A 21,314-nucleotide genomic window follows, 5' to 3' on the forward strand; every position below is an offset into this window, starting at 1 on the left:
CCTAAGTTTATTTAATATCTTCAGCAATATCAGCATTTATGCCGGTAAGGCCAACGTATGCGCCCTGAGCGGCTTCAGAAGCTTCGGGATGCGCAATAAGCCATTTGTTTCTGGCCCACAGCAAACCGTCTTCCCAGTTTACGGCTGTTAATTCTGGTTTGTCTGTGTTGGTGCCTTTGGGCAAAACAACAGCTACCTGGAATCCGCCGCCTGTTACGGCATCACAGGGAGCGTAATGCAGCGTTGTTGCGTAAACTTCTACGGCTGTACCAGCGGGAACAAGGAATGCCCGTACTGTTGCTGTATCCAGTTTGCCATTTACAACGTCTTTTTCCAGTGCCAGCAGCAGGATCATGTCCTGTGTAGGAATGTTGATTTCGCTGTCTCTATGGTATTCCAGGCAATTCAGTTTGGTGTTTGTACCGTTGCAGTAGCCAATCTGAATGGGCATACCGCCGTATACATTGTCTTCCAGCTGTTTCATTGCCGGTGTTGCTTCCAGTGTTTTTTCACTGGGAACATAAACCACAGCGTCTGCGGGTTTTTCTGTTTTCTCCAGAGCAGCCAGCAGCTCTTTTACATCAAGTCCTTCCACGACCTTCCCATAGGCCCGGAAAGCATCATCGAATATAGATTCGATTTTCATCTTTTCACCTTCTCTTTATAATTTGGCAAGATTATGCCAGGAATCACGCAGCGCAGGATAGAGGCTGCGATAGATCTCATAGAATTTCTGGTATTCGCTCATGTGTTCCGCAACAGGGTCCTGTGCGGCGTTTACACCAATGATCTCACGACATGCTTCCGGAACGGAAGGATACAGTCCAGCACCAACACCGGCCAGGATTGCAACGCCCAGCGCCGGACCTTCTTTGCTGATGGTAGTTGCTACGGGACATCCCAGAACATCCGCCATCATCTGACGCCAGAAGGCGGAAGAACCGCCGCCGCCGCAAGCCAGAATCATATCTGACTGAACACCCATGCCGCGCAGGATTTCCGCACAGTCACGCAGGCTGAAAGTAACCCCCTCCATCACAGCGCGCACAAGATCATATCTGGTATGCATACCGGACAGACCCACAAATGCGCCTCGGCAGTCAGGATCGAGGTGAGGTGTTCTTTCGCCCATAAGATAAGGCAGATAAATCAGGCGATTGGAGCCAATAGGTGTTTTTGCCGCCTCAGCAGTCATCAGATCATATGGATCTACGCCTTGCTTTTCGGCTTCTATTTTATCTCCATCACAGAAATTGTCACGATACCATTTCAAGGATTGACCTGCCGCCAGCGTTACGCCCATGACATGCCATGCGCCGGGCACTGCGCAGCAGAAAGTATGTACTCTTCCCTGAGGGTCAATGGAAAGCTGGTTGGTATGGGCAAAAACCACACCAGAGGTGCCGATGGTGGCAAAAGCCTTACCATCTTCTACAACACCGGTACCTACTGCGGCAGCGGCGTTGTCCCCTGCACCACCAACGACGATGGTCCCTTCTTTCAAACCGGTTAATGCTGCTGCTTCCGCAGTGATTGTTCCGGTTACTTCGGGACTTTCGTATACTTTCGCCAGCATAGCAGAATCAATTTCCAGTTTTTCCAGAACTTCGCTGGACCAGCAACGGTTCGGCACGTCCAACAGACCCATCCCGGATGCGTCGGAAACTTCCGTTGCGAATACATTACAAAGTTTATAGCGGATATAATCTTTTGCCAGTAAAATATGGCGTGCTTTTGCGTAGATTTCCGGTTCATGTTTACGAACCCAAAGGATTTTTCCGGCTGTAAAGCCTGTCAGCGCGGGATTTGCGGTGATTTCGATATAACGCGCCTTGCCTCCCATCCGCTGGTGGATCTCCTCGCATTCTTCTGCGGTTCTTTGGTCACACCACAATATGGAGGGACGAAGCACTTCGCCGTTTTCGTCCAGAAGTACAAGAGAATGCATTTGGCCGGACAACCCAATGCCCCGGATCAAAGCGGCATCAATACCGCTCTTGTCCAGTACAGCACGGATGCCGTCACAGACTGCCTGCCACCAATGAGCAGGGTCCTGTTCTGCCCAGCCGTTTTGCGGCTGGGCCATAGGATATTCACCAGTATAAGAGGCCATTGCTCTGCCCTTCTCATCAAAAAGCACTGTTTTGGTACCGGAAGTACCAATATCGATCCCAAGCAGATAATTCATGAATTAGCCCTCTCTTTCCGTTCAAAATTATTTGGAACGTTTCTTACTTACTACGTCAAATACTACGGCAAACAGCAGTACCAGACCTTTGATCATTTTCTGCCAGTTTGCGTCGATACCCAGAATGGACATACCATTGTTCAGGATACCCATAAAGATCGCACCGATAACTGCACCGCCGACAGTACCAGTACCGCCGTATGCGGAAGCGCCACCGATGAAGCAAGCGCCGATAGCGTCCATTTCATAGTTGGTACCAGCGGAAGGAGCTGCGGAGTTGAAACGAGCTACGCAGACCAGAGCAGCAACGGCTGCCAGGAATGCCATGTTTACATATGCGCCAAACATGATGCGGCGAGTATCGATACCGGAAAGCTGTGTTGCTTTCGCGTTGCCGCCCAGTGCGTACAGATGACGGCCGGGAACGGTGCGTGTGGTCAGATAGTTGTAAATCAGAACGACAACTGCCAGCAGGATCAGAACAACGGGGATACCTTTGTTCTTGCCCAGCAGGTAGCATACTGCCAGAATAACAACACTGATGATTGCCAGTTTGATAACCAGCATAGTTGTATTCCCTGTTTCATAGCCTTTTTTCCGTTTCTTTGCCTGACTGTACAGGGAAACCGCAAACATAATGACACAGACAACAATACCAATTACGATAGATACAACAAATACATTTCCGGAAGAAGGAATGTAAGATGTGAAGTATTTCAGATAGTTGTCGGGGAACGGAGAAATTGTAGTACCGTTCAGCAATACAGTTGCAAGACCACGCCAGATTAACATACCGGACAATGTTACCAGGAAAGGCGGAATGTTCATATAAGCGATCCAGAAGCCCTGCCAGATACCGATTGCCAGACCAACCAGCAGAGAAAGAATAATGGCAACGTAAATATTCATATGCATATTTACGATCAGAATACCTGTAACAGCACCTACCAGAGCAACAATAGAACCTACGGACAGGTCGATGTTACCACCGGTCAGGATACACAGCAGCATACCTGTTGCCATGATAACAACGTAGCTGTTCTGCATAATCAGATTGGATACGTTTGTAGGCGCGAACATGGAGCCTTTGCCATTTATTGTAATTAAAACCTGAAACAAAATTGTAACGATGACCAGTACAAACAGCATGGTGTTTTTCTTCATGGCCTCTTTTACTTTATTCATACGGAGTACGCTCCTTTCAATTTCTTATTTTTTCGCGCTGGACTGCAGAATACGAGCCATGATGACTTCACTGGTAGCTTCTTCAATAGGCAACTCTGCAACCATGCGTCCTTCGTTCATTACATATACACGATCGCTCATACCCAATACTTCGGGCAGCTCGGAAGAAATCATAATAACAGATTTCCCCTGTGCGACCAGATCATTGATGATACAATAGATCTCATATTTCGCGCCGACATCGATACCTCTTGTGGGCTCATCCAGAATCAGGACATCGGGGTCAGCGAACATCCATTTTGCCAGCAGTACCTTCTGCTGATTACCGCCGGAAAGGTTGCCGACATTCTGTTCAATACTGGGTGTTTTTGTTTTTAATGCTACCCGATAGTTTTCTGCGACGCTTCTTTCTTTGTCAAAGTCGATTACGCCATGGTGGGATACTTTTTCCATGCGTGACAAAGTTGTGTTTACACGGATAGGATTTGACAAAACAAGCCCATTGCCTTTACGGTCTTCTGTAACATAGGCCAGACCGGCTTCAATGGCCTGTTTGATGGTTTTCAGATGAACTTCTTTGCCATGGAGTTTTAAGGTACCGCTGATATTTGCGCCATAACTCTGGCCAAACATACTCATAGCCAGCTCAGTACGACCAGCGCCCATCAATCCGGAAATACCAACTACTTCGCCTTTACGGACATTCATGGATACGTTGTCGCATACTTTACGGCCTTCAAACAGAGGATGGTAAACGGTCCAGTCTTTCACTTCCAGCATGACCTCACCGATGTGAGATTCTCTGGTAGGGAAACGATTGGACATATCACGGCCAACCATACCTTTGATAATACGGTCTTCGGAGAAGTCATCCACACCTTTTACCAGTGTTTCGATGGTGGAACCGTCACGGATAATGGTGATTTTATCTGCAACATAGGAAATTTCATTAAGTTTATGAGAAATAATAATGCTGGTCATGCCCTGTTTCTTGAATTGCAGAAGCAGTTCTAAAAGAGCTTTACTGTCGGATTCGTTCAGAGATGCCGTAGGCTCGTCAAGAATCAGCAGCTTAACGTCCTTGGAAAGCGCTTTTGCGATCTCAACCAGCTGCTGTTTACCGACACCGATATCTTTAATCAGTGTGTGTGAGGATTCATGCAGACCAACCTCCGCCAGAAGTGCGTCTGCTTTATTATAGGTTTCATCCCAGTCAATGCAGAGAGATTTCCCTCTTTCATTGCCCAGATACATATTTTCGCCAATGGATAAGTAAGGTACAAGCGCCAGTTCCTGATGAATGATTACGATGCCCTTTGCTTCACTGTCTTTAATTACTTTAAACTGGCAAACTTCCCCCTGATAAATAATGTCGCCCTCGTATGAACCATAAGGATAAATTCCGCTCAGAACGTTCATCAGCGTGGATTTGCCGGCGCCGTTCTCCCCTACGAGCGCATGAATCTCTCCTTCTTCTACTTTGAGGTTTACGTTGTCCAGTGCCTTAACCCCGGGGAAAGTTTTTGTGATATTACGCATTTCCAAAATGGTCCCTGCCACTGAAACCCCTCCTTTCAATATATTTATACAAAATGAACGGGCGGCAGTCACTTCTGCCGCCCGGCACTCTTCAGTCGGCTTTCAACTTGAGAGTAATAAGGTCTTAAGCAATGTCTGCTTCGGTGTAGTAACCGGAGTCAATCAACATTTCCTTGTAGTTATCAACTGTTACGATAACGGGATCACACAGATAAGAAGGAACAACGCCTACGCCGTTATCATATGTTTCTGTATCGTTGATTTCAGGTTCGGAACCTTTCATGATCGCGTCAACCATGCCTACAACTTTTTCAGCCAGAGTACGTGTGTCTTTGAAGATGGACATGGACTGGTAACCAGCTACCAGGTTCTTTACGTTAGGTTTGTCACAGTCCTGACCAGTGATGATAGGCATATTGTCAGCTGTGTAACCTGCTGCCAGCAGTGCGTTCTGTACGCCGTAGGATGTGGAGTCGTTGGAGCAAAGAACTGCATCCAGTTTTACGCCGTCAGGAGCATAGCCAACGGAAGAAATGATGTTTTCGAAACGTTTCTGAGCTTCTTCTGTGGACCAGTTAGCTGTTGCACACTGAGCTTTTTCTGTCTGGCCGGAAGGAACTACCAGTTTGCCGCTTTCGATGTAAGGTGTCAGAACGTCCATAGCGCCGCCGAAGAAGAAGTTTACGTTGTTGTCATCGGGAGCACCTGTAACAAGTTCGATGTTGAAAGGACCTTCTGCGTTGTCCAGATCCAGTGCGTCACGGATGTATTCGCCCTGCATCTGACCAACTTTGTAGTTGTCAAATGTTGCATAGTAAGAAACTGCTTCGGAGTTCATGATCAGACGGTCATAAGCAATTACGGGGATACCCTGTTCTGCTGCACCCTTCAGAGCTTCTGTCAGGGAAGAACCATCGATCGCTGCAACTACCAAAACTTCGCATCCGCCAGCGATCATGTTCTCAATCTGAGAAACCTGTGTGGGGATGTCGTTGTCGCCTGCGTACTGCAGATCAACTTCGTAGCCTGCTGCTTCCAGTTCAGCTTTCATGTTTGTGCCGTCCTGGTTCCAACGCTGCAGGGACTGCGTGGGCATGGAAACACCGATCTTACCGCCGGTTGCTTCGCCGCTGTCGCCGTCAGTTGCTGCGTCGTCGCTGCCGCCGCAGGCTGCCAGGCCGAAGACCATAACCATGGCCATCAGAGATGCTAAAAATTTCTTTTTCATGTTGATACCTCTCCTCTCCATTTTTTAACCTTTTTTGCGAGAAAACCCAAATAGTTTTGTAAATGTGCTTTCTCTAAGTTATGTGCATATTGTATCAATTTATAAGTTTGATGTCAATACATCTAGGGGAAATCCCTATATTTCGGTGAAAGAAATAAAATCTTTATTAAATATTTGTTAGATTTTTTGATTGCAACGTGGATTTTACCATATTATATACAAAAGAGATGGACCTTTTTTTATATAAAAAATAGTTTGTCCGGCATTAGAGAGGGTCTATTCCTGCTGTTTTTGTCCTGTGTTAATTTCTTATAAAGAAATTTTGTTTCCTTTGACAATACTTACCAAAAAGATATGCATTTCTCCGTGAATCGTCATGATACGCAGTTTGCTTCTCTTTAATAAATGACATGTTTATATTATGTCAAAAAGAGCGACTTTCATAAAAGAAATTCGCTCTTTAAAACTTATTCGTTCTGCATTTTTAAAACGATCAGATAGACTCCAGAAAACCGGCAATAAAATGAAGTGCGACGCCGACACAGTTTGCCTTGCCTTCACATTTCCCCAGGAAAAGAAAATCCTCTTCATCAGGGAAGAAAGATCTTTCCCGAAGTTTTTTTCTCAGATATGGCAGCTGACTTTGGAAGTATGGCGTCAGAGAGCCTCCAAGAACGATGTCGCAGTCCATAACCATATGGATGTTATGGATTGCGGTCACCAGATAATCACTGTATTCTTCCCAGATAGCCGTAACCTTCGGATCATTTCTGGCCAGAGCCGTAAAAAATTCTTCCGGCGATAGGCCAAGATCATCTGTGATGCAGGAGGTGGAGCAATAGGCTTCCAGGCACCCTCTTCTGCCGCAGTTGCAGGGTCTTCCGTTTGGAACGATACACATATGACCAAACTCACCGCTGTGTCTGTTCTGCCCCTCAAAGGATTTTCCATCCATCATCAAAGCGCCGCCAACGCCTTTCCCTACAAAAAGGTAGGCCATAGCGGAAGGACCGTCATAATTCCACCATTCCGCAACCCCGCCGGCAGAGGCATCGTTCTGCACAAAGGTAGGATAGGGAATATTTTCTGTAAACAAAGACAGCTTCATCCGGCGGATATGAAGTACCGGCGCAATCTCTACAATCTCTTTTTGTTCGCTGACAATACCGGGAAGCGTAATTCCGACTCCCAGCAGCCGTTCTCTGGACAAATGGAATTTATTTAAAAATTCCTCCAGTTTTTCCGCGTAAAAAATCCGGTATTCCGATGTATTGGTAAAAGCGTGCTCCACTCGTTCGTAAGCAAGTTCTTTTGCTTTCAGATTGATGGCTATATAGCGGATATGTTTTGGAGAAAGCTCAATGCCCACAGAAAAATAGGCGTTTTCATCCAGAGCGATCAATCTGGCCTTTCTTCCGCCGGTGGAAGCGTCTGTTCCCGCATAAGCCAGCAGGCATTCATCGAAAAGCTCTTTTAGATTCTGCGTTACAGTCGGAAGACTTAAATGCAGCTTTTGCGCGATCTCCTGTTTTGTCATGGGATTTTCCGCGTCATAAACGGCACGAAAAACCTGATTCCTGTTTTGTTTCCGCAGCTGTGCCGTGGAAATTTTTTTCGGCGTCATGCATTCATCACCTGTTTCTGTCAAATCCCGATTTCCATTTTTATAGTAAAAATTTTCGTTTTGTCTTTATAAAAAAACAAAATGCCGAAAACAAATGTTTTTTTCATATTAACACAGGACAGAAACATAATCAACAATAACTTTTCTAAAACTACTTTTAAAAACACAGATTAGATAAGTTTTTTGAGAGGTAGATTCAGAAAAATAAAAAACAGCTAAAATCCAAACGGGATCTTAGCTGTTTTATTAGCAGTTATGTCAGAATTACAGAACCAGAGAAGGTGCTGCATATACTCTTGCGCCCAGTTCATTATCCAGCATATACAGGCTCTTGGGATCGCTGCCGAACAGTTCCATTTTTGTAATCAGGTTGTTTACATTTGTTTCTTCTTCACCCTGTTCTTTTACAAACCAATCCAGGAACTGCATTGTGCGGAAGTCGTTTGCCTGCTGTGCTGCCGCGTAAATGGTATGGATCAGTTCTGTGACGTATTCCTCGTGGCGCAGGGATGCCTGCAGAGGGTCCATGATCTTTTCGATTACAACATCGGGTTTCGCGATCGCCTCCAGGGTTACGATTTCATTGTTGTTGTGCAGATACTGATAGAACAGCATCGCATGATCTCTTTCCTCCTGTGCCTGAATCTTAAACCAGTTTGCAAATCCATCCAGTCCTTTTGCTTCGTAGTAATTTGCAAAGTCCAGATACAGATATGCGGAATAGAATTCCTTGTTTACCTGATTGTTCAGCAATTCTACAACTTTTTTGTCCAGCATTTGTTTTTCCTCCTTTTACACTGTATATTTTCTTATGCCTTATCGTCGGAGACTTCTTCCTCTTCCTCGGGTTCCTCCGGCGGCGGCAAACGTTTTGCCAGTACCTTTTCAATTCGTTTTTCTTCAAAGTGCTGTATTTTAAACAGCCATCCGCCAGCCTCAATCTCCGGCGTTTCCCCATCTTCCGGGATTCTGCCTAAACGTCCGATCAGGAAACCGCCCATGGTATCGTAATCATCAGCATCCTCACCAAAAGAGATCTCCAGCTGTTCTGCTACATCCTGCAGGTCCGTAGTACCATTGATGGTATAAGTGTCTTCGTCCAAAAGACAGATATCCTCTTCCTCTTCCAAATCATATTCATCGAAGATGTTTCCGACGATTTCTTCCATAACGTCTTCCATGGTAACAATGCCGGAAGTGCCGCCGTATTCGTCAATGACAATCGCCATATGGACTTTCTCCCGCTGCATTTCCTCAATAAGCTCGTCGATCTTCTTAGAAAATGGTACAAAATAGGGTTTCATTAAGATGTCTTTCAGACAGAAATTTTCTTCCTGCATTCTGGCGGAATCTGTCAGGATGTATTTTACCAGATCCTTTACGTGGAAAACACCAACGATATCGTCAATATTTTCCTCATAAACTACGATTCTGGAATACTTTTCCTCCATGAGCACATCCTTGATCTCCTGGAGTTTTGCCTCTACAGAAACTGCGACAATATCAGTACGATGGGTAGCGATTTCTTCTACGGAGGTATTGCTCAGTTCAAAGATGTTATTGATCATCTCTTTTTCTGATTCGTCAATACTGCCGTTGTCTCCACCTGCATCGACCATCATACGGATGCCTTCCTCTGTCACGTTATTCTGCTGCTGCGCTTCTTTCATATTCAATACTTTCGCAATCAGATAAAAATTGACGGCGACTGATATGATCAAAGCGATGATAATTTCCAAAATGCCATCTACCTCCAAAAAACTTTTGCGGATCTTTCTCGTTTCTCTACAAAGTGTATCCTGAAACAATATTTCTGTCAAGTTTTTTGCCAGATGCTGTCAGAGAAGCCGGTGTTTCCAGCGTTTTCCATCGCTTGACAAACAAAATAAATCGTAATATTCTATTGTTAATGAAAAAAATACGAATAAATGATTCCTTGAAAAGGAGTGAGTTTTATGGCAGAAAAAAATCCGCCTCGTATTGATACGAAGCTGCGAAAGCATATCGTTTCCATGCCTGAGGAGATTTGGGCAGCCAGCGGCATCGTAATCTGGGGCAGAAGGATTAAGTCTCTTGTTTTCTCCACGGATATTGCTGTGATCCGCAACTGCAACGCTGACGCTGTTTTGGCGGTATATCCCTTTACCCCTCAGCAGGTAATCACCAATTCGATTATTACTGCTTCCAGTATTCCCGTTTTTGCCGGGGTTGGCGGTGGTACAACCACTGGTCTCCGTGTTGTTATGCTGGCAAAGGACGCAGAGGCGTTGGGTGCTATGGCGGTAGTTTTGAATGCGCCGACCAGCAATGAAATTATCCGGCAGATTTATGAAGTCGTGGATATTCCCATTGTCGTTACGGTGCTGGATGAAAATACAGATATTGACGCCAGAATTGCGGCGGGAACCGGTATTCTGAATATTTCCGCAGCGGCGCGGACACCGCAGGTGGTAAAGAAGATTCGTGAGAAATATCCGAATATTCCTATTATTGCGACCGGCGGCCCTACCCGGGAAAGCATCTCCAGAACCATTGAGGCCGGTGCCAATGCCATCAGCTTTACACCGCCCACGGCCATGGAACTGTTCCATGGACTGATGTCCCGTTATCGGTCTGAGCACGTATCCAGAACACAAGGCGAACAGTCAGGTGAATCATAATAAATATAGGGAGAACCCGAAAATACGGGTCCTCCCTTTTTTACTGTGGAAAATCATACGTTATTCGTAAATCGGGAAACGATCGGTCAGCGCCCGTACACGGTTCGCTGCTTCTGCTTTTGTTCCCTCCGGGTCTTTTAATACCATTGCCATAATTTCGGCGATTTCCTGCATTTCCGCCTCTTTCATGCCGCGGGAGGTAACGGCAGGTGTTCCTACCCGGATGCCGCTGGTCACAAAAGGCGACTGGGGGTCGTTAGGAATGGTATTTTTATTGACAGTAATAGCTACTGCATCCAATACCTTTTCCGCGTCTTTGCCAGTGATATTTAAGGAACGCAGATCCAACAGCATCAAATGATTATCTGTGCCGCCGGATACCAGATCTACACCGTTTTTCTGAAGAGCGTCCGCCATGGCTTTGGCGTTTTTCACTACCTGGCCAATGTATTCTTTATATTCCGGCGTCAGCGCTTCTTTAAAGCAAACGGCTTTCGCGGCAATGGTGTGCATCAGAGGTCCGCCCTGGATGCCAGGGAAAATCGCTTTGTCGATTTTCTGTGCATACTCTGCTTTGCACATAATCATACCGCCTCTGGGTCCACGCAGTGTCTTATGTGTTGTGGTTGTAACAAAATCGGCGTAAGGCACCGGGGATGGATGATAGCCTGTGGCTACCAGACCGGCAATATGCGCAATATCTACCATAAAGTAAGCCCCTACTTCTTTGGCAACGTTGCCCATATATTCAAAATCGATGGTTCTCGCATAAGCGCTGGCACCAGCTACGATCATCTTTGGTTTGATTTCCAATGCCTTGGCACGAAATGCTTCATAATCAATCAAGCCGTTACTGTCCAGACCATAGGAATAAAAATCGAAATATTTTCCGGACATGTTGACAGGACTGCCGTGCGTCAGGTGACCGCCCTGATCCAGATTCATGCCCATCACCTTATCCCCCGGTTCCAGCATGGCGAAATAGACTGCCTGATTGGCCTGTGAGCCGCTGTGAGGCTGGACATTGACATGTTCGCAGCCAAAAAGTTCTTTTGCGCGGTCTCTGGCCAGATTTTCCGCTAAATCCACTTTTTCGCATCCGCCATAGTACCGTTTTGCGGGGTAGCCTTCCGCATATTTATTGGTAAGCGGGGTCCCCATTGTCAGCATCACTGCCTCTGATACGATATTTTCTGATGCGATCAGTTCAATGTTATGACGCTGGCGGTCCAGTTCCGCGTCAATGACTGCGGCGATCTGAGGATCTGCCTTTCTTATCACTGAAAAATCTAAGCCCATGTCCATCTCCTCCTTGCGTGTAATGATATTGTAGTGGTTGCTTTCAGTATACCACAAAATACGGGAAAAATATCACCAAATCCGCCACAAAAATACAAATGTTTTTCTATGACGTGCTTCTTTTGTGCATTTTTTGAAATATCATTCACCCATTTTTGTCTTTCACATACTATGTAGAAGAATCCAAACCATTTTTAAAGGAGGCTATCCTATGGGAGCTTTTGAATTTGAACACACATCCGATCTGCAGGCAAGAAACTGCGGCTGCGGTCAGGAACGAGGCGAAGCCTGCATCATCGCCCAGAAAATCTTCGACCAGTGCCGGGTACAGAAATGTTTGACCAGCGATATTCTGGGACCTGCAAGAATCGCCTGCAACCAGGGACCTAACTGCGGCGATATGCTTTGTGACGGCGATATCATTATTCCCCCTGTCAATGCCGCCAGTGTAACAATGCACAACCCTGTTTTGAGCAGAATCGACATTTTAAGAAAATGCCCCAACGGCTTCCAGAAAGGCTGCTGGGACATGGAGCTGCGCTATGTGTTTGATTACACACTGGAATTCCGCCGCGCAGACGGCTGCCCTATCGGCTGCGTTGATGCCAACAGCTCCTACAATTTGAAGGTAACGCTGTTTGGTTCTACAGAATCCGATGTGACTACAGCGACAGATCTGTATGATTGCTGCGGCAATTCCCAGGGCGGCCCCTTCGTATCCGCCGAAGGGAAAGCAGTTGGTCTGGCCGCTGAACTGAAATATCCTGGCTGCGGCAACAGCTGTGGCTGCAACTGCAACTGCGGCTGTAACTGTGGATGTGGCTGTGGCTGCGGGGACAACTGTGGCGATGCGTCCATGGGAGCGCCGATTGCGGTTAATGTTACCATTGGTCTGTTCACCATCATTAAAATGTTCCGCACGGTAAATATGCTGGTGGAATCCCGCGGCAGATGTGTACCGGAAGAATGTACTGTTACTTCCAACAGCTGTGATCCCTGCAAGGGCTTTGATTCCATTCCTTTCCCTCTGGATCTGTTTTCTCCCTCCACGGAACCCAGATCCTGCTGCGGTTTTGGGGAAACCATTGGTTCCCCTAACTGCAACGTAAAGGAAACAGACTGCGACTGTGCTGACAGCTGTGATTCCTGCGGCTGCGGCAGTCAGGGCGCCTGCGGCACCTGTGGAAATTCCTGCATCAGCAACCGTATGCATCGGGGCTGCAGATGACCACAAAAAAAGGAAAGAGCAATGCTCTTTCCTTCTACATAGGATTCAGGCTTCATTTTGTCTAGGATAGACCATATTTTCTTCCTTGATCTGTTCCAGTACTTCTTCCAGAAATTTTTTACATTCGATTTTTGTGATTTCCAGATTATGATCCAGATAGTTTCCGCACATTTCAGGTTTTGCTGCTGGAATCTCTCCGGAAAAATTCGCCATGAAATCATAGGATTCTCTGATAATATCTTTTACATCCTGGGATTCCAGGTCTCCCTTAAAAATCACATACATGCCGGTACGGCATCCCATAGGACCTACATAAATGGTTTTTTCGGCCCATTCGGTATGGCCGCGGAAAAAGGTTGCCATCAGATGTTCAATAGTATGCATCACAGAAGTATCCATGACCATTTCTCTATTGGGTTCTTTCATGCGGACATCGAATGTTGTTACGATCTCACTGCCGATGGTGTCTTTTCTGGAAACATAGATTCCTCTCAGCAGCTTGTTATGATCTATGCCAAAGCTGGTTACGTCCATATTGTTTCTCCTCTCCAAATTTGATCTTTTCCTATTCTACCTTCTTTTTCCCCATAATTCAATACATAACATACAACCCATTGCAAAAAACGGCATGACCGTATATAATGTATTAAAATCTACACATAAGAAAGAAGGCGTGACCTATGTCAAAAACATTGACACGAGAGGAAGCTTGGGAATTATTAAAGGAATACAACAAAGAGCCCTTTCATCTGCAGCATGGCGAAACAGTAGAAGGTGTAATGCGCTATTTCGCAAAAGAGCTTGGATATGGTGATGATGCGGAATTCTGGGCAGTTGTAGGTCTTCTGCACGATCTGGATTTTGAGAAATATCCGGAAGAACACTGCATTAAATGCCAGGAAATCATGAAAGCGCTGGATCTGGATGAAAAACTGATTCATGCTGTTGCCAGCCATGGCTATGGTATTTGCTGTGATGTAGAGCCGGTCCATGAAATGGAAAAAGTGCTTTTTGCCACAGATGAATTGACAGGGCTGATCGGCGCCGCCGCTTTGATGCGTCCTTCCAAAAGCGTACAGGATATGGAACTGAAATCTCTGAAGAAGAAATTTAAAGACAAATCCTTTGCTGCCGGTTGTGACCGTGATACGATCCGCAGAGGTGCGGAACAGCTGGGCTGGGAACTGGATACCCTGCTGGAAAAAACATTGGCGGCTATGAAAACCTTTTATCAGTAATTACATAAAAAAACAGGCGTGGAACTCCTGACAGAGTCTTACGCCTGTTTTTTTATATAAGAATCATTCTGCGGAATAAACACGGATTACAGAAGAAATCTCCTGTACCATGGACATGGCGGCAATGACAGTAATAGAATCCATGAACTGGCGTTCCTCTACATTGTGCGTTACAATAACAACCTCAGCCATATCCCCTTCTTTTGTCTTTTGCAGCAGTTTGGAAATGCTTACATTGTTGCTGCCAAACAGTCCGGCCAGCACTGCCAGTGTACCGGCTCTGTCTTCCAGTTTCATACGGATGTAGTAGCTGCTGCGAGTGTTTTTCATTTCCTTGATAGGAATGCGTTTATAGCAGGAGCAGCCAATGCGTCCAGTACACTGGAAACGCATATTTCTGGCAATATCCATGATGTCGCCTACGACGGCGGAACCTGTGGGCAGTGAGCCCGCGCCGCGTCCATAGAACATGGTATCCCCTACGGCATCACCATGAACAAAGACTGCGTTAAAGGAATCTTTAACCGATGCCAGAGGATGATCGATGGGGATCATGGTTGGATGTACCTTAACCTCAATTCCGTCCTCCGTATTTTTGGCGATTCCCAGCAGTTTGATCTCACAGCCCAGTTCGTGGGCATAGCGGATATCTTTTGCTGTTACTTTGGAAATGCCTTCTGTATATACATCATCGAATGTTACAGGAGTATGGAAAGCGATGGACGCCAGAATTGCCAGCTTGCGGCCTGCGTCATAGCCTTCGATGTCCGCTGTAGGATCTGCTTCCGCGTAGCCCAGATCTGTGGCCAACTGCAAGGCATCGGCGAATTCCATGCCCTCCTCTGTCATTTTAGTCAGAATAAAGTTGGTTGTACCATTGATAATTCCCATGACCTCGGAAATATCGTTGCCGACCAGGCACTGTTTCAAAGGCCGGATAATGGGAATACCGCCTGCTACCGCCGCCTCGAACAGCAGATCACATCCGTGGATCTTAGCTTCATCCAATAACTCATGGCCATGTGTTGCCATCAGATCTTTGTTGGCAGTTACAACGTGTTTGCCCTTTTCCAAGGCTTCTTTAATATAGGTTCTGGCCGGTTCCAGTCCGCCCATGACCTCTACCACAATATCAATACTGTCATCATTGATAATGTCGCTCCACTGATCGGTGAGTTTTTCCGCGGGAACTGTATTTTCATATTTCTTTTTGTTCCGCACCAGAACTTTTGCGATATCTAAAACACAGCCGATTTTATCGGGCATATTCACTTTCTGTCTTTCTATGATTTCATAAACGCCGCTGCCGACTGTACCCATTCCCAATAAAGCGATCTTCTTCACACTGTCTTCCATTGACTCTCCTCCAAACATGTTTTTTATCAATATCCTTTGATTGTGATATTAAGATTTTAGCACGAAAAAAGCCAATGTCAACAGATTTTGTCTTTTTTTCAGAAACATTTTTCCACCTGTCAGAAACATGCTGGTTTTTCCTTTGCTTTTTGTACAAAATTCTGAATTTATTTTTGTACATAAGCAACATATTTTTATTGAATGAAAGAAAGTAAATGCATTTGTTATTTTGTCGGAGAAGGAGAAGGATTCAGATGGAATTGGAAAGCGAAGATGGATTATTTTCGTTCAAATGCTGTCTGCCTTCGTGATCCATGGTATAGTTTTCGTGATAAATCAACTGAGAAACCGGAACGATTTCATAGCCTTTTTCCTTCAAGCCTTTAAGAATGGTATCCAGTGCTTCCGGTGTATATTTTGCATCATTGTGAAACAATATGATCGACCCATTGGATAAGTGCTTATGAGACAGGACCTGATTGATCTCTGACTGAACGCCGTGTTCCTGCCAGTCCAAGCTGTCAATATTAGATACAAAAAATACTTATACTATTCCTTGCATTTTATACTTACCAATACCAGTAACTCTTTGCCACACCAAATGCCTCATACAGCTTTCTCCTGTCTGCGCTGCTCATTCCCGGAGTAAACTGCTTGATGGTATTGATCTGCTTTGTATTCTTTTCATAGCTGTTGTCTGTCTCCCAACTCAACTTTTTTAATTGAAGAGAAAGCCGCTCAAAATCATCAACAGAAAGCACACCTCCGCTAGTTTCCCATTTTTTGGTTAGTTTAGTAGCTTTTGAGCAGAAACGCTCGAACAATTCATTTTTTATCTTCTGATCTAAAGAGGTGCTGTTAATATAATCATAAATTTCATTGTTTTTTCGCTGTTCCTTTGCGGAATCAGAAAATAAATCTATTCTGTTTCTATAGCTTTCTTCTATACTTTGAATCTTCATTTGAATTTTCGCAGCGTCATTATATGATAGACCTTTGTTTTTCAGGAAATTGTATTCTTCCCATTCTTCTGTACTGCTCAAGATTTCATGTGAATAAAAAAATTCTGATTCATCCCGTGAAAGTCTTTGTGACATCAGCGTTTCATATTTTTCCTTTTTGCTGTCAATGCTTTTGAGGCTGTTATATACCTCCATATATTTTTTTGCGCTGGTTCCGTACAATTCATTCATTCTTATCTGTTCTTTTGTTTTATTAACAGACAGTCCTTTAAATCCGTTTTCAATGTATTCTCTGCCTTCCGGAAGCGCCCATTTCCCAAAAATTCCCGCCTGTACCCAAGCAAGAGGATCTTCCTGGTCTACTGCGAATTGCAGCTTATCTCCCTTCTTCCCAGAACTATAACTTCCTCCTTCCTGCATTGTTTTCAATCCATCCAAAGATTTCCTGATCTGGCCGCCGCCAGCTGGCGGAAGAAGGTAAAGCAGAGAAGAAGTTACTTCCTTTAATGTTTTATCTCTGGCAGAGGCGGAAGAGGCATCTCCTCTTTTCACATCTGCCCATGCTCCGGCAATCTCCGGAATATCCATACCTGCGCTGGACAATGGAATACGGCCGCCGTCAAAAAACAGACCGCCAATAAAAGGCATCTGCTCACCTGTCCTTGTCAACAGTTCTTCCACAGCTTGTGATCCGCCCAGCTCCTCCGTTTCTTCAAAAGGCACAAATCCGTTTCCGCTGGCCAGATCGGAAAGAATGTCCAATGTATTCCGCATCCGTTCTCCCGTAAAGTCCCCGACTGTTTCATTGACAAATCCCCACGGGTCAAGTGCGGATCTTCTGCCGGTGATCTTTTCATACACATCATTATATAGGTAGGAACCAATCACAATTTGTGCGTATGAGTTCATTATTTTGCGTATATTTCCATTTTGTTCCTTTGGAATATCCTTCAGCAGAAAATCAAGCTGGTTGTTCACCTCAAGCTGGAACATAGTCAAAGGCTTTGCCATTTTACTGGAAAAAATGGTTGGCATGGCACCTTTGCTTCTCCCGGCAAAAAGATTTCTGGCGAAATTATCCGCCGCCAAAACGGCTTCTTTTTCCTCCATGCCTTTTCCCAGCAGATCATAATACTTTGCCCGCCATACGGCCTGAGTGCTGAACTTGTCCGCAATCTCCATAGGTTTGCTGATAAAATCGGAAAATTTCTGTACTCCTGTCCGGTATAACCGTTCCTGCCCTTCTCTTGTAGCAAGAAAGGCGCTTTTTCTGGTTAGATCATCCATGCCGTCTTTGCCCATGTAGATCAGGGCCTCTTCCAGCCCTTTCACGGCGTTTTTCTTTGATGTTGTCGCCATACCCTGTGTAATGGGAATAAAGTTCGTCAGAGCAGACCCAATGTTGCCGCCGACCATGTTCGCCGCTACTTTGTTCTCGATGGTATTCATGGCCTTGTACACTTTACGGGAGAAAAAGTTATTCTCCCAAAACCTGTCCAGGGGATGCTTTTTCCCTGCCAGCAGGTCCGTATACATACGGATATTGTTTACATAGTTCTGCAGGGAGTGTCCCTTTACCTTTTCATACTCAGCGTCAATTTTTATCTGCTTTTCCAATTCGTCCAGATCATCCCTTGCCCGGATTTTATTTACTTCTTCTTTCACGCCTTCCGGAGACAGCTGATAACGCATATTGTCCTCATATGCCCGCAGCTTCTGAATATCGTCTGTATGGTATACCACATCCCCGATATCATCCAAGTATTTTTCCAGAGCGCGCAGCGCGTCATAATCCGTAGATGTACCCTCTCTGGAAAGCAGGTTTCCGGACCATTTCTTCCCCGGCTTGAAGGTTTCCGTCCTTCCGGCAATATCCATGGGCAGTTCTTTTGATTCAAAATCAAATCCTAATCTCTGCAATGCTTTTCCCATGGGATCTGATGCGTCATCAAAAAACATATGAGGGAAATATCCATCAATATATCCCACCGGATCATAACCGTTTCTAAGCAAAGTTTCATTGATTTTTGGATGGATCTCTTTGTAGATCTGCTGAATTTCCGCAATGGCCGTATTGATTTTTTCCTTTTGCTTTGCGTTCAGGAGCTTTTCCGCATTGGCAAGCATATCTTCCAAAGCCTTTTTCTCTTCCAGTTCACCTTTTTTCAGCATCTTTTTCCCCTGAAGCTGCTGTAAACGGTATCGGTTCTCTCCTAAAAACTGCACCATGCCGCTTTCGCTCAATTTGATAGAGGAATCTCCCACCGGAACGGTGTATCTCTTTTTGGTGTCAATGCCCAGTTTTTTGATGCGCTCTGCGGTGTCACGAATAAAAAGCTGTTTGTCCCGTTCATTGGTATGGATAGGCTCAAAAAGCTGCTTTTTGATTCTTTCCGCCGTCTCTTTATCCGGGGCCACCTGATCCAGAATCCTTTCCTGTGTTTCCCGTGCCATTTTCCAATTGTTTCGGTCTTTCCATCCGGCCTTTTGGTTGGTTCTGATATCCAGATTTCCGGTCATAGTTTCGACATTTTCCCGGATCGCCGCCTTTCTGCTTTTTTTGTATTGTGTAATGGTTTTTTGCGCCTGACGGTAGGGCTTTTCTGTCTCATATGCCTTCAACAGATTTTCTGTATCAAAACCGGGAAGATTCTTTACGGTATCCTCACTGATCTCACCTGCCAGCATTTTCTGTAAAATGGCTTGTTCTCCCTCCGTCAAAACATTTTTAGCTTGAAATTTTTCATATGCTTTTTTCGTTTGATAGCGCTGTTTGTATATTTCCTGAATCTGCTGATAGTTTAAATCTTCTGGTGGCATTTCCATAATCTCACGCAGCTTTCTCGTTTTTCGCTCCGCGTCGAACTGATTCAGTTTCTGGAATCCTCCTACGGCCCTGTCAAGGATTTCATCAAATTCCTGCCGGAGCAGAAGCTCCCCTTCTTTGTCCAAGGCATCTTTTAAAGGTGTTTTCCGTTCTTTCATATTCTCGGCCACATTTACCATCTGCTGGAGCTGATCTGCCGGGTGTGTAATGTCTTTGGAAAAATACTGTGGGAATCTTTCTGCCAGTTCGCCATACAGCGTATCAATGGGTGTATGTTTCCCGTTGGTGTCAATGGCGCCGATTTTGCCCATGGTACTTTGACGGAATTTACCGTAGTCCGCGATATTGGCGGCATCTTCCTTGCTGATGGAAACCTTTGTTTTCCGCAGAATATCCCTGATTTCCTTATCAATATCGCCTTCGTTGGAAATTTCCCCCAGATTTAAAAGCTGACGGTAAAGGTTTTCTCTTGTCTCCTGTGAGAGAGTTCCGGTCCTTCGTACTTCTGTCATAGCCTCCTCAATGGCCTTTTTGGCTGTGGCTCTGTTTTCCTTCCCGCTGTAAGAAAGAAGGCTGGAAAGCTCTTTTTTTAATTCAGACTTTAAGCTCTGTTCGGCCTGTGTTCCCTTTGCGGAAGGCTTTACCAACTGTTTCTCCAGTTCTTTTTGCCGCTGGTCCACCTGCCTGATAAAGTCATAAGCCGCTTCTTCCCCGTCTTTTTCAAAAATCTCTCTGTATCTGGCGTTCAAATAATCGCCGTCCCGCAGTTGACGATATTCTTCCTCTGGCGTCAAACTTTTCTGGATGTTCCCGCCGGCTTTTTTCGCCGTTTCCATTTCCTCTTCAATTTCTTTCAAACGGTCACTGGCCTTTCTGCCAAACTCATGGGCGGCGTCCAGGCCGTCTTTCTCCATAATCTCCCCAAATTGCTTTGTCAAATAATCTGGGTCTTTCAGCATACGATATTCTTCTTCCAGACTAAGATCCTTGACCGCTTTTGTTGCCGCCTGCGCCGCTTTAGATTTTTTCGCTCTTCCGGCAATCGCTTTTCCGCCTTCACCCAAAATGCCAAAGCCCGCGTTAAATACAAGATCCATAAAAGCCTGACTCTTCATATCCTGTATGATTTCTTCCCGGCTCTTGCCCTCTGCCATGCCTTCCGCGACCACAAGAGGCTGCATAGCGGCCGTATCTACCGCCTGCTGTGCCAACACGCCGGAACCAAACCTTGTCAAAGCGTTTTTCCCTGCCGCGTCCATTACTTTCTGCATTCCTGGCACCTGCTTTGCCAGAGCCGGAAGCGCCGCCTCACCGATTCCCCCTACAAGGGTGTACATACCGGCCTGTTTCGCCAACTCCCCGGCCATCTGTCCACCGGAATAGTAGCCGCTCTGGGCCGCTTTAGCCTGTTCCAGCTGACTCTCCAGCTTTTTGTTTTGTTCTGTCAGCAGAGCACTCCTTTTGGCGGCAAAGTCCTTTAAGGCGCTCATCTCATCCCAAAAACCGGATGCGAAAGCCCCGCTCTTTGTCTGGGCCTGCAGCTTTGTCTGAAGCTCCGAAACTTTCTGGTATGTATCCATGTCGGGATTGCTTTTTATCACCTTCGCGAGGCTTTTTTTCCCTTGAGAAATCAGTTTGCTTTTTGTTTTATCGTCTGTGTCGGTGTCATTTGCCACATATTCGTATTTCGTGAGGATCTCTCTGGGAGAGAGGTCTTTGTCATCCTTTTCATACAGTGCCTTTTTCACGTTGACTGTGTTCTGTAATTTTGGCGTAGACGCCGTTGCAGGGCCGTAGGGAATGGAGTCATATTCCTTCTTTGTGGTAACATTTTTCAAAACAGGTACAGACGCTTTCGCAGGACCGGCAGAGACCGAAGTCTCTGCCTTGGTTGTTCCAACTTTTTTTGCTGGAATTGGTGAAAATTCTCCTCTTAAAAGTTCTTCTGCGCTTTTATACTTTGCCATTTTACCACCCTCC

16 protein-coding genes are annotated in these 21,314 nt (G+C 45.6%); 3 read left to right on the forward strand and 13 right to left on the reverse strand.

What is annotated here, in order from left to right; all coding sequences use genetic code 11:
• Window positions 1-7 precede the first annotated feature (7 nt).
• The 8 genes from H9X84_RS02170 to H9X84_RS02205 all read right to left on the reverse strand — a co-directional run bounded on the left by H9X84_RS02170 (window position 8) and on the right by H9X84_RS02205 (window position 9,503).
• On the reverse strand, window positions 8-646 hold the full coding sequence (locus H9X84_RS02170; RefSeq protein ID WP_205132681.1) for a DUF4867 family protein: 639 nt from the start codon (window positions 644-646) through the stop codon (window positions 8-10).
• A 15-nt stretch (window positions 647-661) separates the two neighbouring features.
• The gene (xylB, locus tag H9X84_RS02175) at window positions 662-2,188 is read right to left on the reverse strand and encodes a xylulokinase (protein ID WP_205132682.1); all 1,527 of its coding nucleotides are present in this window, start codon (window positions 2,186-2,188) and stop codon (window positions 662-664) included.
• A 27-nt stretch (window positions 2,189-2,215) separates the two neighbouring features.
• Window positions 2,216-3,373 (reverse strand): multiple monosaccharide ABC transporter permease, encoded by a 1,158-nt coding sequence (gene mmsB, locus H9X84_RS02180; protein ID WP_205132683.1) that lies wholly within the window; start codon window positions 3,371-3,373, stop codon window positions 2,216-2,218.
• A 24-nt stretch (window positions 3,374-3,397) separates the two neighbouring features.
• Entirely contained in the window at window positions 3,398-4,933 is a 1,536-nt protein-coding gene (gene mmsA / locus H9X84_RS02185; RefSeq protein ID WP_205132684.1) for a multiple monosaccharide ABC transporter ATP-binding protein, read from the reverse strand.
• Window positions 4,934-5,036: 103 nt separating this feature from the next.
• Window positions 5,037-6,140 carry a multiple monosaccharide ABC transporter substrate-binding protein gene (gene chvE / locus H9X84_RS02190; RefSeq protein WP_205132685.1) on the reverse strand — a complete coding sequence of 368 codons (1,104 nt, stop codon included), beginning with the start codon at window positions 6,138-6,140 and terminating at the stop codon, window positions 5,037-5,039.
• A 493-nt stretch (window positions 6,141-6,633) separates the two neighbouring features.
• On the reverse strand, window positions 6,634-7,764 hold the full coding sequence (locus H9X84_RS02195; protein WP_205132686.1) for an ROK family transcriptional regulator: 1,131 nt from the start codon (window positions 7,762-7,764) through the stop codon (window positions 6,634-6,636).
• Between the two features lie 264 nt (window positions 7,765-8,028).
• A complete protein-coding gene (locus H9X84_RS02200) occupies window positions 8,029-8,541 on the reverse strand; it encodes a ferritin (protein ID WP_205132687.1) in 513 nt (170 codons plus the stop codon).
• Window positions 8,542-8,573: 32 nt separating this feature from the next.
• On the reverse strand, window positions 8,574-9,503 hold the full coding sequence (locus H9X84_RS02205) for a hemolysin family protein (protein WP_243423489.1): 930 nt from the start codon (window positions 9,501-9,503) through the stop codon (window positions 8,574-8,576).
• 216 nt (window positions 9,504-9,719) lie between these two features.
• Here H9X84_RS02205 and H9X84_RS02210 point away from each other — a divergent pair, with 216 nt between their 5' ends.
• Window positions 9,720-10,424 (forward strand): hydrolase, encoded by a 705-nt coding sequence (locus H9X84_RS02210; protein WP_205132688.1) that lies wholly within the window; start codon window positions 9,720-9,722, stop codon window positions 10,422-10,424.
• A 60-nt stretch (window positions 10,425-10,484) separates the two neighbouring features.
• Here the strand turns inward: H9X84_RS02210 and glyA are convergent, their stop codons facing one another.
• Window positions 10,485-11,723 carry a serine hydroxymethyltransferase gene (glyA, locus tag H9X84_RS02215; RefSeq protein WP_205132689.1) on the reverse strand — a complete coding sequence of 413 codons (1,239 nt, stop codon included), beginning with the start codon at window positions 11,721-11,723 and terminating at the stop codon, window positions 10,485-10,487.
• 211 nt (window positions 11,724-11,934) lie between these two features.
• Between glyA and H9X84_RS02220 the strand changes: the two genes are divergently transcribed.
• Complete coding sequence (locus H9X84_RS02220) at window positions 11,935-12,951, forward strand: hypothetical protein (protein ID WP_205132690.1); 1,017 nt, start codon at window positions 11,935-11,937, stop codon at window positions 12,949-12,951.
• 45 nt (window positions 12,952-12,996) lie between these two features.
• Here the strand turns inward: H9X84_RS02220 and H9X84_RS02225 are convergent, their stop codons facing one another.
• Complete coding sequence (locus H9X84_RS02225; RefSeq protein WP_205132691.1) at window positions 12,997-13,485, reverse strand: S-ribosylhomocysteine lyase; 489 nt, start codon at window positions 13,483-13,485, stop codon at window positions 12,997-12,999.
• A 146-nt stretch (window positions 13,486-13,631) separates the two neighbouring features.
• Here H9X84_RS02225 and H9X84_RS02230 point away from each other — a divergent pair, with 146 nt between their 5' ends.
• Window positions 13,632-14,189: a hydrolase gene (locus H9X84_RS02230; RefSeq protein ID WP_205132692.1), complete on the forward strand. Its 558-nt coding sequence runs from the start codon at window positions 13,632-13,634 to the stop codon at window positions 14,187-14,189.
• Between the two features lie 63 nt (window positions 14,190-14,252).
• On the opposite strand, the gene H9X84_RS02235 is transcribed toward H9X84_RS02230, so the two are convergent.
• From H9X84_RS02235 to H9X84_RS02245, 3 genes are all read right to left on the reverse strand, one after another.
• Window positions 14,253-15,545 carry a homoserine dehydrogenase gene (locus H9X84_RS02235; protein ID WP_205132693.1) on the reverse strand — a complete coding sequence of 431 codons (1,293 nt, stop codon included), beginning with the start codon at window positions 15,543-15,545 and terminating at the stop codon, window positions 14,253-14,255.
• 250 nt (window positions 15,546-15,795) lie between these two features.
• On the reverse strand, window positions 15,796-15,981 hold the full coding sequence (locus H9X84_RS02240) for a hypothetical protein (protein ID WP_205132694.1): 186 nt from the start codon (window positions 15,979-15,981) through the stop codon (window positions 15,796-15,798).
• 133 nt (window positions 15,982-16,114) lie between these two features.
• The gene (locus H9X84_RS02245) at window positions 16,115-21,301 is read right to left on the reverse strand and encodes a hypothetical protein (RefSeq protein ID WP_205132695.1); all 5,187 of its coding nucleotides are present in this window, start codon (window positions 21,299-21,301) and stop codon (window positions 16,115-16,117) included.
• Window positions 21,302-21,314: the final 13 nt, after the last annotated feature.

The organism is Anaerotignum lactatifermentans, assembly GCF_016902535.1.
In the GTDB taxonomy this organism is placed as follows: Bacteria; Bacillota; Clostridia; order Lachnospirales; family Anaerotignaceae; genus Anaerotignum; species Anaerotignum lactatifermentans_A.

What these genes read in the sequence shown, in the direction of transcription:
- H9X84_RS02170 (WP_205132681.1), bottom strand. Translation starts at nt 646, where the DNA reads ATGAAAATCGAATCTATATTCGATGATGCTTTCCGGGCCTATGGGAAG.
- xylB (WP_205132682.1), bottom strand. Translation starts at nt 2,188, where the DNA reads ATGAATTATCTGCTTGGGATCGATATTGGTACTTCCGGTACCAAAACA.
- mmsB (WP_205132683.1), bottom strand. Translation starts at nt 3,373, where the DNA reads ATGAATAAAGTAAAAGAGGCCATGAAGAAAAACACCATGCTGTTTGTA.
- chvE (WP_205132685.1), bottom strand. Translation starts at nt 6,140, where the DNA reads ATGAAAAAGAAATTTTTAGCATCTCTGATGGCCATGGTTATGGTCTTC.
- H9X84_RS02195 (WP_205132686.1), bottom strand. Translation starts at nt 7,764, where the DNA reads ATGACGCCGAAAAAAATTTCCACGGCACAGCTGCGGAAACAAAACAGG.
- H9X84_RS02200 (WP_205132687.1), bottom strand. Translation starts at nt 8,541, where the DNA reads ATGCTGGACAAAAAAGTTGTAGAATTGCTGAACAATCAGGTAAACAAG.
- H9X84_RS02210 (WP_205132688.1), top strand. Translation starts at nt 9,720, where the DNA reads ATGGCAGAAAAAAATCCGCCTCGTATTGATACGAAGCTGCGAAAGCAT.
- glyA (WP_205132689.1), bottom strand. Translation starts at nt 11,723, where the DNA reads ATGGGCTTAGATTTTTCAGTGATAAGAAAGGCAGATCCTCAGATCGCC.
- H9X84_RS02220 (WP_205132690.1), top strand. Translation starts at nt 11,935, where the DNA reads ATGGGAGCTTTTGAATTTGAACACACATCCGATCTGCAGGCAAGAAAC.
- H9X84_RS02225 (WP_205132691.1), bottom strand. Translation starts at nt 13,485, where the DNA reads ATGGACGTAACCAGCTTTGGCATAGATCATAACAAGCTGCTGAGAGGA.
- H9X84_RS02230 (WP_205132692.1), top strand. Translation starts at nt 13,632, where the DNA reads ATGTCAAAAACATTGACACGAGAGGAAGCTTGGGAATTATTAAAGGAA.
- H9X84_RS02235 (WP_205132693.1), bottom strand. Translation starts at nt 15,545, where the DNA reads ATGGAAGACAGTGTGAAGAAGATCGCTTTATTGGGAATGGGTACAGTC.
- H9X84_RS02245 (WP_205132695.1), bottom strand. Translation starts at nt 21,301, where the DNA reads ATGGCAAAGTATAAAAGCGCAGAAGAACTTTTAAGAGGAGAATTTTCA.